This is a genomic window from Vibrio sp. 1288, assembly GCF_033344475.1.
The window spans coordinates 1-581 of the sequence record NZ_JAWPOX010000863.1 but is presented as its reverse complement, the minus strand read 5'-3'; the positions used below and the strand labels follow the sequence as shown (position 1 = coordinate 581).

Below are 581 nucleotides of genomic sequence, written 5' to 3'. Positions count from 1 at the left end.
CGAATATAAAGGATAAAGGATAAAGGAGCCCGAGAGCTCCTTAATTCAAGATGATTTCTTTTACAAAACGACTGCCAAAATAGGCCAACGTTAATAACGTCGCACCAGCAACCGCAAACCACGTTACTTTTCGACCGCGCCAACCTTTATGGTAGTGGCCCCAAAGTAAGATGGAATAAACGATCCACGCAATGAAGGAAAGAATACCTTTATGCGCTTTGCCTTGCGCAAACATGTCTTGTACAAACACAAAACCAGTGATAAGTGTGCCTGTTAGAAGTAAGTTACCAATCAGAATGATTTTAAATAGCTGACGTTCAACCATTAACAGCGGTGGTAAATTAGGGTTAATAGCCAGCGACTTCTTCGCTTTTAATTTGTGATCGAGCCAAGCCAATTGCAGCGCGTACAAAGCGCCGATGGTGAGCGTTGCATAAGAAAATAGTGCAAAAGAGATATGAATGAGCAGCTTCGGGTCATTTTCTAAGTGCTTGACAAACGTGCTTGGTAAAAATGTGGCAGCAGTTAAGTTGATGGCAGCAAAGCTATAAACGACAGGCAATAAAAACCACAGTCGGTTT

1 protein-coding gene is annotated in these 581 nt (G+C 42.2%); it reads right to left on the bottom strand.

The features are described 5' to 3' along the window. Positions 1–40 precede the first annotated feature (40 nt). A partial coding sequence (locus R8O11_RS29785) for an inner membrane protein YpjD (RefSeq protein ID WP_318195200.1) occupies positions 41–581 on the bottom strand: 541 nt, incomplete at its 5' end.